We start from the raw sequence: 13,763 nt of genomic DNA on the forward strand, positions 1-13,763 counted from the left end.
CGTCGGGCACGACCTAGCCGGGCTTAGTAGCCCACCGTGAAGCGCTGGCGCGAATGCGCCGGCGTCTCGATTTCATCGAACATCGCGATGGCATAGTCTTCCATCGAGATCCAGCTCTTGCCTGCTGCGTCGCTCAGCAGGTCTTCCTTGCCGATGCGGAAATGGCCGGTGCGCTCGCCTGGCTCGAACAGCGCGGACGGCGACAGGAAGGTCCAGTCGATCTGCGGCTCGCCGCGCAGCGCGTTCAGGAAGTCGCGGCCGGCCAGCGCCTCGGCCTTGTAGGCGTCGGGAAAGTTCGGGGTGTCGACCAGTTGCACGCCCGGCCCGACATGGAGGCTGCCGGCACCGCCCACCACCAGCAGTCGCGGCACGCCTGCCTGGCGCACGGCCGTGGTCACCTGCTGCGCGTTCAACTGGGCGAAGCGCGCGGTGCTGATGACGGCATCATGGCCGGCGAGGGCGGCGCTCAGTGCCGCGCTGTCGGTCGCATCCACATCCTTGCTGGTCACGCCCGCGCGCGCCGCCAAACGGCTGGCCTGCCGCGCGATGGCGGTCACCTGGTGGCCGCGGCGCACGGCTTCGTCGGTCAGGCGCGTGCCAACGCGGCCGCTGGCTCCAATGATGGCGATTTTCATGGTCACTCCTTGGTTGAGTCAGTCGTATGTGAAACTGATGTAGTTACACATAAGGGTAAAAAAATCAGCGCTTGCGGCGCTGGCTGCCGCGCTCGACATCGGCCAGCATGCTGGCGATGGTGATGCCGGCCAGGGTTTCGTCCATGGCCGCCTGCGCGCGGTCGGCAACCTTGCGCAGCGCGCCGGTGATCTCGCGCCCGACCATGCAGGCCGGATTGGGCGCGCTCTGGTGCAGCGTGATCAGCGCGGTGGTTTCGACCACGCGGAACACCTCCAGCAGCGTGATCGACGCGGCCGGCCGCGCCAGCGTGGCGCCGCCGGTGCTGCCCATGGTGGTGGCCACCAGTCCCGCCTCCGCCAGCTGGCCGACCAGGCGCCGGATCAGCGCCGGGTTGGTGCCAACGCTGCCGGCAATCAGCGACGACGGCAGTGGCTCGGCGGAACTGGCCAGCAGGGTGAGGATATGGACGGCTACGGCAAACCGGCTGCTTGTGCTCATGATGTCGGGTGCAATGTGAAACCATCATAGTTACACATGGGGATAGCGTCAAGCGCCGGGATGAGCGGTGGTGGCGAAATGGTTTGCACGGGCCGCCGGAATGCCGGAATCGCCACTGAAGCTGTTACACTCCCCGACATTGCCGTAACCTTGTGGTGCGGCTGCCGCGCGGGGTACGGTGCGCGGTTTCACGGACGGGAAAAAACCCGTACGCTCGCAGGTATGACATCGCGGCAGTGCCGCCACGCAAGGAGTGCAAGTTGCCGGATCTGATGCGCGAAACAGGCGTCAAAAACAAAAAACCCGCAGGGCTCGAAAGCGCTGCGGGTTTTCCGGTAATTTGGTGCCCAGGAGAGGACTCGAACCTCCACAGTGTTGCCACCGCTAGGACCTGAACCTAGTGCGTCTACCAATTCCGCCACCTGGGCAGGTGTCGAAACAACCGAAGCGCTCATTATAGAGAGCGCGAGAATTTTGTCAAATAGTTTCCAGAAAAAATTGAATCAGAATAACTATCCGATCCCCAGCCGGGAAGAAATCCTGGGCGTGCTGAGAACGTCGGGATCCCCCCAGTCGGCAGGCGATATCGCCAAGGCGCTGGCGGTCACGCGCAAGGAGCATGACGGCTTCCAGAAGCGCCTGGCCGCGATGGAGCGCGACGGCCAGATCGAGCTCAACCGCAAGGGCCGCTATGAGCTGGCGCACCAGCCCAACTTCGTCACCGGCCGGGTGCAGGGCCACCGCGACGGCTTCGGCTTCCTGATCCGCGACGACGGCGAGGACGATATCTTCCTGCCCGAGCGCGAGCTGCAGAAGGCCATGCACAACGACCGCGCCCAGGTGCGCGTGGTGGGCTACGACCGGCGCGGTCGCCCTGAAGGGCAGATCGTCGAGATCATCGAGCGCGCCAACCGCTTTGTCATCGGCCGCCTGCTCAGCGAGGGCGGCGTGCTGGTGGTCGCGCCCGAAGACAAGCGCATCAGCCAGGACATCCTGATCCCGCCCAAGGCGCAGGGCAAGGCGCGCGTGGGGCAGGTGGTAAGCGTCGAACTGACCGAATTCCCCGACCGCTACGTGCAGCCGGTGGGCCGCGTGGTGGAAGTGCTCGGTGAAATCGACGATCCCGGCATGGAGATCGAGATCGCCGTGCGCAAGTACGGCGTGCCGCACCAGTTCTCTCCGGCCGCTGCCCAGGAAGCCGCCGGGCTGCCCGACGAGGTGCGCCAGGCCGACCTGGACCACCGCATCGACCTGCGCGACATCCCGCTGGTCACCATCGACGGCGAAGATGCGCGCGACTTCGACGACGCGGTCTATTGCGAGCCGGTCAGGATCGGCCGCGCCAAGGGCTGGCGCCTGATCGTGGCGATCGCCGACGTGTCGCACTACGTGCGTCCCGGCACGCCGCTCGACGCCGATGCGCTCGACCGCGCCACCTCGGTGTATTTCCCGCGGCGCGTGATCCCGATGCTGCCGGAGAAGCTGTCCAACGGACTGTGCTCGCTCAATCCGCAGGTGGACCGGCTGTGCATGGTGTGCGATGCCGTGATCACCGCCAAGGGCGAGCTCAAGGGCTATCAGTTCTATCCGGCGGTGATGCACTCGACGGCGCGGCTGACCTACAACGAGGTCTGGGCGGTGCTGTCCAACACCAAGGGCCCCGAGGCGCACAAGCGCAGCGAGCTGGTGCCGCACCTGCAGAACCTGTACGAGCTGTTCCAGGTCCTGCTCAAGGCGCGGCGCGCGCGCGGCGCGATCGACTTCGACACCACCGAGACCTATATCGTCTGCAATGCGCAGGGCAAGATCGAGCAGATCCTGCCGCGCACGCGCAACGATGCGCACCGCCTGATCGAGGAATGCATGCTGACCGCCAATGTGTGCGCGGCCGATTTCCTCGAGCGCTTCAAGCACCCCGCGTTGTACCGCATCCATGCCGGCCCCAGCGACGAGAAGCTGAAGAACCTGCGCGACTTCCTGCGTACCGCCGGCCTGTCGCTGGGCGGCGGCGACAAGCCGCAGGCGTCGGACTACGCCGAGGTGATGGACAAGATCAAGTCCCGCCCGGACGCGCCGATGCTGCAGACCATGCTGCTGCGCTCGATGCAGCAGGCGGTGTACAGCCCCGACAATATCGGCCACTTCGGCCTGGCGTACGAGGCCTACGCTCACTTCACCAGCCCGATCCGCCGCTATCCCGACCTGCTGGTGCACCGCGCGATCAAGGCGGTGCTGGCGCACACCAAGTACCAGCCGGCCTTTGCCCACGGCACCGAGCTGAACACGGCGATCTCGCCCAAGGCGCGCAGGCTGCAGGCCAAGGACGCCGAACAGAAGGCCGAACTGACCGCGGCGCGGGCGCGCCGCAACGAAGCCATCTGGGACGAACTGGGCCTGCACTGCTCGGCCAACGAGCGCCGCGCCGACGAGGCCTCGCGCGATGTCGAGGCCTGGCTCAAGTGCTACTTCATGCGCGACAAGCTCGGCAGCGACTATGCCGGCACCGTCAGCGCCGTGACCTCGTTCGGCATCTTCGTGCAGCTCGACGAGCTGTACGTGGAGGGCCTGGTCCACGTGACCGAACTGGGCAGCGACTACTTCCAGTACGACGAGGCCCGCAACGAGCTGCGCGGCGAGCGCACCGGCATCCGCTACCGGCTCACCGACCGCGTGCGCGTGCAGGTGTCGCGCGTCGACCTGGATGCGCGCAAGATCGATTTCCGCCTGGTGCAGGAGCCGTCGGCGAAAACGCTGCGCGCGCGTGTTACGGGCGCGGAGACCCAGCCGCGCGTGCCGGCCGCGCACGCGGTGCCGGCGCGCAAGAAGGGCCGCCAGCTGGCCGCGCTGCTGGGTGGCTCTTCCAAGCCGGAAGAGTCGTTCGACGAAACCCTGGACCGGGTGATCGAAGAGCAACCGGTGTTCGAGGCGGTGATCACGCCGCTCAAGCCGCATCTGAAGACCGGCAAGCCGGGCAAGCGCGCCGCCAAGCCCAAGCCCGCGCACCTGGAAAAGCCGCGCAAGCCGGCCTCCAAGGCGCGCGCGGCCAAGCCGGCGGGCAAGAGCGCCGCCAAGCGCACGCCCCGCAAGCACTAGCGGATCGGCGCCGGATTGCCGTCAGGTCGCCGATCCCGCTCACGCGGGGACGGCGGCCGGGCGGGTACAATCGCGCCCATGGCTAAACAAAAACTCCTGATCGGCTTTCACGCCGTGACTGCGCGCCTGCGGCAAGATCCCAAGGGCGTGTCCGACATCTATATCGAATCCGCCCGCCGCGACCGGCGCATGCAGGACTTCGTGCGCCTTGCCGAAAGCCTGGGCGTGCGCCTGCACCCGGTCGATGCCGAGCGCCTGCGCGGCATGGCCGGCACCGATCGTCACCAGGGCGTGGTGGCGCGTGCCGAAGACGTGGCCCTCGCGCTGAACTTGGACGAGCTGCTCGACGGCATCGAAGGCACGCCGCTGCTGCTGGTGCTGGACGGCGTCACCGACCCGCACAACCTGGGCGCCTGCCTGCGCGTGGCCGACGGTGCCGGCGCGCACGCCGTGATCGCGCCGAAGGACCGCAGCGTCGGGCTGAACGCCACCGTGGCCAAGGTCGCCAGCGGCGCGGCCGAGACCGTGCCCTATATCACCGTGACCAACCTGGCCCGCACCCTGCGCGAACTGCAGGAGCGCGGCATCTGGGTGATCGGCACCGCCGACGGCACCGAAAAGTCGCTGTACGACATCGATTTCAAGGGGCCCACGGCGATCGTGATGGGCGCCGAAGGCGAGGGCATGCGCCGCCTGACGCGCGAGACCTGCGACGAGCTGGTCGGCATCCCGATGGCGGGCGGCGTGGAAAGCCTGAACGTGTCGGTGGCCAGCGGCGTGTGCCTGTACGAGGCCGTGCGCCAGCGGCGCCTGCCGCGCTGAGACCATGGCCGACGATTCCAGTCTGCCGGCACTCCCGGGGCTCGAGGAAGCGCGCCGGCTGATCGAGCGCGCCAGCAATATCTTCGTGCTGACCGGCGCCGGTATTTCCGCCGAATCCGGCGTGCCGACCTTCCGCGACGCCATGACCGGACTGTGGGAACAGTTCGATCCGGAAGATTTGGCCAGCGAGGCCGCCTACCGCCGCCAGCCCGCGCTGGTGTGGCAGTGGTACCAGCACCGGCGCGAACTGGTGGCGGCGGTACATCCTAATCCGGCGCACCATGCGCTGGTGGCGCTGGCCGCGCAGAAGCCGGTCACGCTGGTGACGCAGAATGTCGACGGCCTGCACCAGCGCGCGGGCAGCGCTGGCGTGATCGAACTGCATGGCAACCTGTTCGCCAACAAGTGGCTGGATGGCTGCGGCCGCTGCAGCGAGGCGACCGCGCTGCCCGGCACGCCGCCGCGCTGCGATCGGTGCGGCGCGCTGATGCGGCCGGGCGTGGTGTGGTTCGGCGAAGACCTGCCGCGCGTGGCGCGCTACCGCGCCGAGCATGCCGCGCAGACCTGCGACCTGTGCCTGGTGGTCGGCACCTCGGGGCTGGTGTACCCGGCGGCGGGGCTGCCGGGCGTGGCACGCGAGCATGGCGCGCCGGTGATCGTGGTCAATCCGCAGCCGTCGGCGCTGGACCAGACCGCGGACATCGTGTTGTCGGCCGCGGCGGGCGCCTGCCTGCCGCAGCTGTGGCCGCAGCCGGCGCCATCGGCCGGCTGAGGCGCAGGGCAGCGCCGGGCCACGCGCCGGCGCGCGGCGGCGCTTATTGCTGCGCCAGGCCGGCGATCAGCTTCTCGAGCTTGACCGCATCCGCGGCAAACAGGCGGATGCCTTCGGCCAGCTTCTCCGTCGCCATCGCTTCTTCGTTCAGCTGCCAGCGGAACGACGGCTCGTCCGCGGTGATGCGGGCGATGTTGGCCGCCTGGGCCTGGTCCACCGACAGCTTGTGGACCACCGGGCCTTCGCCGCCGGCCAGCTGCTCGAGCAGCTCGGGGCTGATGGTCAGCAGGTCGCATCCGGCCAGCGACAGGATCTGCGCGGTGCTGCGGAAGCTGGCGCCCATGACCTCGGTGGGATAGCCGAACTTCTTGTAATAGTCGTAGATCTGGCGCACCGAGCGCACGCCAGGATCGTTGTCGCCGCCGTTGGCGGCCGCATCCCATTGCTCGCCCGCCTGCTTCTTGTACCAGTCGAAGATGCGGCCGACGAACGGCGAGATCAGCTCGGCGCCGGCCTCGGCGCAGGCGACCGCCTGTACCAGCGAGAACAGCAGCGTCATGTTGCAGCGGATGCCGTCGCGCTGCAGGATCTCGGCGGCGCGGATGCCCTCCCAGGTCGAGGCGATCTTGATCAGCACGCGTTCGCGCGCGATGCCGCGCTGCTCGTACAGCTGGATCAGGTGGCGCGCCTTGTTGACCGTGGCGGTGGTGTCGAACGACAGGCGCGCATCGACCTCGGTCGAGACGCGGCCTGGCACGATCGCCAGGATTTCGCAGCCGAATGCGATCAGCACTTCGTCCATCACCGCGTCGACGCCGCCGTTGCCGTGGTGGTCCTGCACCGCGCGCTCCAGCAGGTGGCGGTATTCGGGTTTCTGCACCGCCTTCAGGATCAGCGACGGATTGGTGGTCGCGTCCTGCGGCGTGTACTGCTTCATCAGCTGGAAGTCGCCGGTATCGGCCACCACCGTGGTGAACTGCCTGAGTTGTTCGAGCTGGTTCATGGTCGCTAGGTCGTCTGCTTGAGCGTCTGCAAAAAAGCGTTCGCGGGCTGTGAGGGGCGCATGCGGCACCGGGGCGGTCCATTGTACCTGCGCGGTTGCCGTCACCCGCGCGTCGCGCCACCGCAATCCGCTACACTACGCCTTTTCCCCCAACGCAATCTGGCTGTTGTCATGACTCAGGATGAACTCAAGGCGCTGGTCGCGCAAGCCGCCGCCGACTACGTGAAGCAGGAAGTGCCCGAAGGGGCCGTGCTCGGCGTGGGCACCGGCTCCACCGCCAACCTCTTCATCGACGCCGTGGCGGCGTTCAAGGAGCGCTTCGCGGGTGCGGTGTCCAGCTCCGAGGCTTCGACGCGGCGCCTGCAGCAGCACGGCTTCAAGGTGCTGGACCTGAATGAGGTCGACGAGATCCCGGTGTATGTCGACGGCGCCGACGAGATCGATGCCAGCGGTGCCATGGTCAAGGGCGGCGGCGGGGCGCTGACGCGCGAGAAGATCGTCGCCTCGGTGGCCAAACGCTTTGTCTGTATCGCCGACGGCAGCAAGCTGGTGCAGACCATGGGCGCCTTCCCGCTGCCGGTCGAGGTGGTGCCGATGGCACGTGCCGCGGTGGCGCGCAAGCTGCAGGCCCTGGGCGGCCAGCCGCGCCTGCGCATGACCAAGGAAGGCGGCATCTACAAGACCGACAACGGCAATGTGATCCTCGACGTGGCCGGCCTGAAGATCGACGATCCGCGCGGCCTGGAGCAGACCGTCAACCAGGTGCCCGGCGTGGTCACGGTGGGCCTGTTCGCGCTGCGCGGCGCCGACGTGCTGCTGCTCGGCACCGGCGACGGGGTCCAGCGCACGGACTACTGAACGCGCGGCCCGGCGCCGGCGTCAGTCACCAAGCAAAATGGGGTGCCCGAGGCACCCCATTTTTCATGATCGCAAGACCGGATCAGGACTGCGGCGGCACATAGCCCTGGGCCTGGTCCGCGCCTTCGCCAAAGAAGTACTTCTCGGTCTGCTTGAGCAGGTACTGGCGCGCACGCGCATCGGCCATGTTCAGGCGGTTTTCGTTGATCAGCATGGTCTGGTGCTTGAGCCAGCCGGCCCAGGCTTCCTTGGACACGTTCTGCCAGATCTTCTTGCCCAGTTCGCCGGGCAGCGGCGGGAAGTCGAGACCTTCGGCTTCCTTGTTCAGCTTGATGCAATGGACCGTGCGGGCCATGGGGACTCCTTGGTATGTTCGTGAGAGCTTCGGCGCTGGCGCTATTGTAGCCAAGCGGGCCGGCAGGCCGCGGCGCGGTTGCGATTGTCCCTACGCCGTCACAGCTTTTTCATCAGCACCATCGACTTGCGCTGCCAGTTGTAGAGCTTGCGCTTGTCCTCGGGCAGGTCGTCGACCGTGGCGTGGACGAAGCCGCGCTTGAGGAACCAGTGCTCGGTGCGGGTAGTGAGCACGAACAGCCGCTCCAGGCCCAGTGCGCGGGCGCGGCGCTCGATGCGCTTGAGCAGGCGCTCGCCGTCGCCGGTGCCCTGGGCTTCCTGCGATACCGTCAGGCACGCCATCTCGCCCATGTTCTCGCGCGGATAGTCGTATAGCGCGGCACAGCCGAACAGCACGCCGTCGTGCTCGATCACCGAGAAGTTGGCGATATCGCGCTCGATCAGGTGGCGCCCGCGCGGCACCAGCGTGCCGTCCTGCTCCAGCGGCGCGATCAGCTGCACGATGCCGCCGACGTCGTCAAGCGTGGCCTCGCGCAGGCTTTCCAGGTCGGTGTCGGACAGCATGGTGCCGACGCCGTCGTGCAGGAACAGCTCCAGCAGCACCGCGCCGTCGAGCGAGTAGGGGATCAGGTGGGCGCGCGGCACGCCGCCCTTGAGCGCCTTGACCAGGTGCTGCAGGTAGTTGGCCACGTCGGGCGGCAGGTGGTTGTTCTGCAGCCGTTCCACCGCGGTGCGCAGCGACATTTCCTGCATCATCTTGCCGACCGGGTCGGGCACGCCCGGCACCTCGGTGATGAAGATCAGCTTGTCGGCCTTGAGCGCGGTCGCGGTGGCGCTGGCGACGTCTTCCATCGACAGGTTGAAGGCCTGGCCGGTGGGCGAGAAGCCCAGCGGCGACAGCAGCACCACCTTGCCGTGCGACAGCGACATGCGTACGGACTCGGCGTCGATCTTGCGCACCAGCCCGGTGTGCTGGTAGTCGGTGCCGTTGACGATGCCGACCGGGCGCGCGGTGACGAAGTTGCCGGAGATCACCGACAGCTGGGCGCCGGCCATCGGCGTGTTGGGCAGGCCCTGGCTGAACGCGGCCTCGATATCCAGGCGCAGTTCGCCGGCGGCTTCCTTGGCGCATTCGAGCGCGGCGTTGTCGGTGACGCGCACGCCATCGACGAACTGCGACTCGACATGGCGCAGCGCCAGTTGTTCTTCCACCTGCGGACGCGAACCGTGCACCAGCACGATCTGCATGCCCATCGCGTGCAGCAGTGCGACGTCGTTGACCAGCGCGTTGAGCACGCCCGACTTGACCAGCTCGCCGGCGAAGGCGATCACGAAGGTCTTGCCGCGGAAGGCATGGATATACGGCGCCACCATGCGCAGCCAGTCGACGAACTGCTGGTGGTCGGGGCCGCTTCGATCGGGATCGGCCGTGGTCGGCACGGGGGAGGTCGGGGCGGGGGCGGGGAGCTCGGCCGCGGCAGGCGGCTCCGCCTGCGCCGGCGCGGCCGGGGCGGTGGGAGCGGAGGCAGGCGCCGTCTGCGGCGCGTCGGTTCTGGCGTTCATGCCGCGGATTATAATCCCGGCCAATGTCAGAACAACGCCCCGTCAAGCCCAAACCACCGGCGGCGCCGCGCCAGCGCGCCGGTGCCGGTCAGCCCGTTTCCCCAGCCCCGTCCCGCCCGGCGCCCGGCCCGGCCCGGCCGCAGCAGGCCGGCCCGGCCAGGCCGGCCGGTGCGCGGCCCGCCACTGAGGGCGGCCCGCGCCCGCCCCGTGGCACGCGGCCGCCGCGGCCCCCGCGCCAGGCCAACCCGCTGCCGCCGATCACCTTCCCCGAAGCCCTGCCGGTATCGGCGCGCCGCGACGAGATCGCCGCGGCGCTGCTGGCCAACCAGGTGGTGATCGTTTCCGGCGAGACCGGTTCGGGCAAGACCACGCAGCTGCCCAAGATCTGCCTTTCGATCGGGCGCGGTCCCGGCCGCGAGGGCGGGGGGCTGATCGGCCACACCCAGCCGCGCCGCATCGCGGCCACCTCGACCGCCAAGCGCATCGCGCAGGAGCTGGGCACGCCATTGGGCGAGCATGTGGGCTACCAGGTGCGCTTCAACGACACCATGTCGTCGGGCGCGTCGGTCAAGCTGATGACCGACGGCATCCTGCTCGCCGAAACCCAGAACGACCCGCTGCTGCGCGCCTACGACACGCTGATCATCGACGAGGCGCACGAGCGCAGCCTCAACATCGACTTCCTGATCGGCTACCTGCGCCAGATCCTGCCGAAGCGGCCTGACCTGAAGGTGATCATCACTTCGGCCACCATCGATGCGCAGCGCTTTGCCAAGCATTTCGCCATCGGGGACAAGCCGGCGCCGGTGATCGAGGTCAGCGGCCGGCTGTACCCGGTGGAGGTGCGCTACCGCCCGATCGCCGACGACGCGCCCGCCGCCGGGGCGCCGCGCAGCCCGCAGGCGCGCGAGCGCGACCTGTACGACGGCATCGTCGATGCCGTCGACGAGCTGTGCCGTGCCGGCCCCGGCGACGTGCTGGTGTTCCTGCCCGGCGAGCGCGAGATCCGCGAGGCCGCCGAGGCGCTGCGCAAGCACCACCCGCCGCATACCGAGATCCTGCCGCTGTTCGCGCGGCTGTCGGTGCAGGAGCAGGAACGGGTGTTCAAGCCGTCGAATGCGCGCCGCATCGTGCTGGCGACCAATGTTGCCGAGACCTCGCTGACGGTGCCGGGCATCCGCTACGTGGTCGACACCGGGCTGGCGCGCGTCAAGCGCTATTCGTACCGCAACAAGGTCGAGCAGCTGCAGGTCGAGGCGATCTCGCAGGCCGCCGCCAACCAGCGCGCCGGCCGCTGCGGCCGGGTGGCCAATGGGGTTTGCATCCGGCTGTACGAGGAATCCGACTTCACCGGCCGGCCGCGCTTTACCGACCCGGAAATCCTGCGCTCGTCGCTGGCCGCGGTGATCCTGCGCATGAAGGCGCTGCGGCTGACCGATATCGAGTCGTTCCCGTTCATCGAGCCCCCGCTGGGCCGCGCGGTGGCCGACGGCTACCAGTTGCTGCAGGAACTGGGCGCGGTCGACGAGGCCAACCAGCTGACCGGTACCGGGCGCCAGCTGGCCAAGCTGCCGCTCGACCCGCGCGTGGCGCGCATGATCCTGGCCGCGCGCGAGCATCAGTGCCTGCGCGAGGTGCTGATCATCGCCAGCGCGCTGTCGGTGCAGGACCCGCGCGAGCGCCCGCAGGAAGCGCAGGAAGCCGCCGACCAGGCCCATCGCAAGTTCATGGACGAGAAGTCCGAGTTCCTCGGCTGGGTCCGGCTGTGGAAATGGTTCGAGGACGCGGTCGCGCACAAGAAGTCCAACCGCCAGCTGCAGGACCAGTGCCGCGCGCACTTCCTGTCGCACCTGCGTCTGCGCGAATGGCGCGACGTGCATTCCCAGCTGCTGACCACGGTGACCGAGCAGGGCTGGCGCCTGAACGACAGCGAGCCGACCTACGAGCAGGTGCACAAGGCCCTGCTGACCGGCCTGCTGGGCAACGTCGGCTGCCGCATCGAGGATGGTGACGGCAAGGGCCGCGAATACCTGGGCGCGCGCGGCATCAAGTTCCACCTGTGGCCGGGCTCGCTGATCGCGCGCAAGGTCGGGCGCTGGGTGGTCGCGGCCGAGCTGGTCGAGACCAGCCGGCTGTTCGCACGCACGCTGGCGCGCATCGAGCCGGAATGGCTGGAGCAGGTGGGTCGCCACCTGCTCAGGGTCAGCTGGAGCGATCCGCACTGGGAGAAGAAGGCCGGCCAGGTGCTGGCGCTGGAGCGCGCCACGCTGTACGGGCTGGTGGTGTACCAGCACCGCCGCGTGCACTACGGCCCGATGAACCCGCGCGAGGCGCGCGAGCTGTTTATCCGCCGCGCGCTGGTCGAGGGCGAATTCGACACGCGCCTGCCGTTCTACGCGCACAACCAGCGCCTGGTGCGCGAGATCGAGAACCTGGAGCACAAGTCGCGGCGCCAGGACGTGCTGGTCGACGATGAGCTGATCTACGCCTTCTACGACCGCGCGATCCCCGCCGACATCTGCCAGCAGGCCGCGTTCGAGCAGTGGTATCAGGTTGAGAGCGCGCAAGACCGCAAGCTGCTGTACCTGAACCGCGACGAGCTGATGCGGCACGAGGCGGCCGGCATCACCACCGACCTGTTTCCCAAGACCATGGCCGTGGCCGGCGTGGACATGGCCCTGACCTACCATTTCGAGCCGGGCAGCCACCGCGACGGCGTGACCCTGACCGTGCCGCTGTACGCGCTCAACCAGGTGCGCCCTGAGCGCGCCGACTGGCTGGTGCCGGGCATGATCAAGGAGAAGGTGCACCTGCTGCTCAAGTCGCTGCCGCAGAAGCTGCGCCGCCACTGCGTGCCGCTGCCGGACTATGCCGCCGGCTTCGTCGCGCGCCAGCCGTTTGGCGAAGGCGAGCTGCTGGACGTGTTGATTGCCGATATCCGCGAGCAGACCGGCACCATGGTCCGGCGTGCCGACTTCAAGCTGGAAACGCTGCCCGCGCACCACGCCATGAACTTCAAGGTGATCGACGAGCACGGGCGCCAGCTCGACATGGGCCGCAACCTGGCCCAGCTGCGCGCCGAACTGGGCGGGCAGGCGCAGCAGTCGTTTCAGCGCGTAGCCGCGCAGGCCGCGGCCCAGGCCGCCGCCACCCGGCCCCCGGGGCAGGCACCGGAGCAGGCGCCAGTGCTGGCCGCGGCGGAACCCGGCAAGTACGAGGGCCTGACCGGCTGGAGCTTCGGCGAGCTGCCGGAGCTGCTCGAGATCCGCAAGGGCAGCCAGACCCTGTTCGGCTATCCGGCGCTGGTCGACCGCGGCACGCACTGCGACGTCGAAGTCTTCGACGACCCGCAGGAAGCGGCCCGCATCCACCACCTGGGTTTGCGCCGGCTGTTCGCGCTGCAGCTGCGCGAGCAGGTCAAGTTCATCGAGAAGAACATCCCGGGGCTGCAGCAGATGGCGATGCAGTACATGACCCTGGGCACGCAGGAGATGCTGCGCGAGCAGATCGTGATGCTGGCGCTGGAACGCGCCTGCATGCAGGCGCCGCTGCCGCGCAACGACGCCGAGTTCAATGCCCGCAAGGACGAAGGCCGTACCCGGCTGTCGCTGCTGGCGCAGGAAATCGCGCGGCTGGCGGGCGCCATCCTTGCCGAATACGCCGGGCTGCCGCGCAAGCTGCTGCAGGCCAAGCCGTTCCCCGGCGCCCATGCGGACATGGAAGCCCAGCTGGGCCGGCTGATGGGCAAGCGCTTTATCGACGAAACCCCGTACACGCAGCTGGTCCATTTCCCACGTTACCTGAAAGGCATCGCCATGCGCGTCGACAAGCTCAAGGGCGATCCGGCCCGCGACAGCCAGCGCCTGCAGGAGATGGCGCCGCTGGTGCAGCAGTGGCAGCGGGCCGAGAAGCAGCTGCGCACCCAGGGTCGTGGCGGCGAGGATGCGCGGCTGGAGGAATTCCGCTGGATGCTGGAAGAGCTGCGCATCGCGCTGTTCGCCCAGGAGCTGCGCACGCCGGTGCCGATGTCGGTCAAGCGGCTGCAGAAGGTGTGGGAATCGATGCAGCGCTGAGGGTCGCGCGTCGGCATGGCAGTAAATGGTCGTGCCGGCGCAACAATCTGCCAAATACTTGTTTGCCGCCAGCGGCGACGTCAGCGGAATT

At 68.4% G+C, this 13,763-nt stretch carries 10 protein-coding genes and 1 tRNA gene; 5 read left to right on the top strand and 6 right to left on the bottom strand.

Going from position 1 to position 13,763, the window contains the following annotated elements:
* Positions 1 to 23 precede the first annotated feature (23 nt).
* The 3 genes from MKD50_RS07040 to MKD50_RS07050 all read right to left on the bottom strand — a co-directional run bounded on the left by MKD50_RS07040 (position 24) and on the right by MKD50_RS07050 (position 1,562).
* Positions 24 to 635, bottom strand: a complete 612-nt coding sequence (locus MKD50_RS07040; RefSeq protein WP_115703669.1) for an NAD(P)-dependent oxidoreductase — start codon at positions 633 to 635, stop codon at positions 24 to 26.
* A 64-nt stretch (positions 636 to 699) separates the two neighbouring features.
* Positions 700 to 1,134, bottom strand: a complete 435-nt coding sequence (locus MKD50_RS07045) for an Rrf2 family transcriptional regulator (RefSeq protein ID WP_252666719.1) — start codon at positions 1,132 to 1,134, stop codon at positions 700 to 702.
* 341 nt (positions 1,135 to 1,475) lie between these two features.
* A tRNA-Leu gene (locus tag MKD50_RS07050) sits at positions 1,476 to 1,562 on the bottom strand.
* Positions 1,563 to 1,632: 70 nt separating this feature from the next.
* On the opposite strand from MKD50_RS07050, the gene rnr reads away from it, so the two are divergent.
* From rnr to MKD50_RS07065, 3 genes are all read left to right on the top strand, one after another.
* Positions 1,633 to 4,227, top strand: coding sequence for a ribonuclease R (gene rnr / locus MKD50_RS07055; protein WP_252666720.1), 2,595 nt, complete (start codon positions 1,633 to 1,635; stop codon positions 4,225 to 4,227).
* A gap of 78 nt (positions 4,228 to 4,305) precedes the next feature.
* Entirely contained in the window at positions 4,306 to 5,049 is a 744-nt protein-coding gene (gene rlmB, locus MKD50_RS07060) for a 23S rRNA (guanosine(2251)-2'-O)-methyltransferase RlmB (protein WP_012353149.1), read from the top strand.
* 4 nt (positions 5,050 to 5,053) lie between these two features.
* On the top strand, positions 5,054 to 5,821 hold the full coding sequence (locus MKD50_RS07065) for an SIR2 family NAD-dependent protein deacylase (RefSeq protein ID WP_252666721.1): 768 nt from the start codon (positions 5,054 to 5,056) through the stop codon (positions 5,819 to 5,821).
* Between the two features lie 43 nt (positions 5,822 to 5,864).
* On the opposite strand, the gene tal is transcribed toward MKD50_RS07065, so the two are convergent.
* Positions 5,865 to 6,824, bottom strand: coding sequence for a transaldolase (tal, locus tag MKD50_RS07070; protein ID WP_252666722.1), 960 nt, complete (start codon positions 6,822 to 6,824; stop codon positions 5,865 to 5,867).
* Between the two features lie 171 nt (positions 6,825 to 6,995).
* Between tal and rpiA the strand changes: the two genes are divergently transcribed.
* Positions 6,996 to 7,682, top strand: a complete 687-nt coding sequence (gene rpiA, locus MKD50_RS07075; RefSeq protein WP_111517725.1) for a ribose-5-phosphate isomerase RpiA — start codon at positions 6,996 to 6,998, stop codon at positions 7,680 to 7,682.
* A gap of 82 nt (positions 7,683 to 7,764) precedes the next feature.
* Here rpiA and MKD50_RS07080 read toward each other — a convergent pair whose 3' ends face one another.
* Complete coding sequence (locus MKD50_RS07080) at positions 7,765 to 8,037, bottom strand: oxidative damage protection protein (RefSeq protein WP_018007757.1); 273 nt, start codon at positions 8,035 to 8,037, stop codon at positions 7,765 to 7,767.
* A 98-nt stretch (positions 8,038 to 8,135) separates the two neighbouring features.
* Complete coding sequence (gene argA / locus MKD50_RS07085) at positions 8,136 to 9,599, bottom strand: amino-acid N-acetyltransferase (RefSeq protein WP_115703657.1); 1,464 nt, start codon at positions 9,597 to 9,599, stop codon at positions 8,136 to 8,138.
* Between the two features lie 23 nt (positions 9,600 to 9,622).
* On the opposite strand from argA, the gene hrpA reads away from it, so the two are divergent.
* Entirely contained in the window at positions 9,623 to 13,672 is a 4,050-nt protein-coding gene (gene hrpA, locus MKD50_RS07090; RefSeq protein ID WP_252666723.1) for an ATP-dependent RNA helicase HrpA, read from the top strand.
* Positions 13,673 to 13,763: the final 91 nt, after the last annotated feature.

The sequence above is a fragment of the Cupriavidus mimosae genome (genome assembly GCF_023952485.1).
GTDB lineage: Bacteria > Pseudomonadota > Gammaproteobacteria > Burkholderiales > Burkholderiaceae > Cupriavidus > Cupriavidus taiwanensis_C.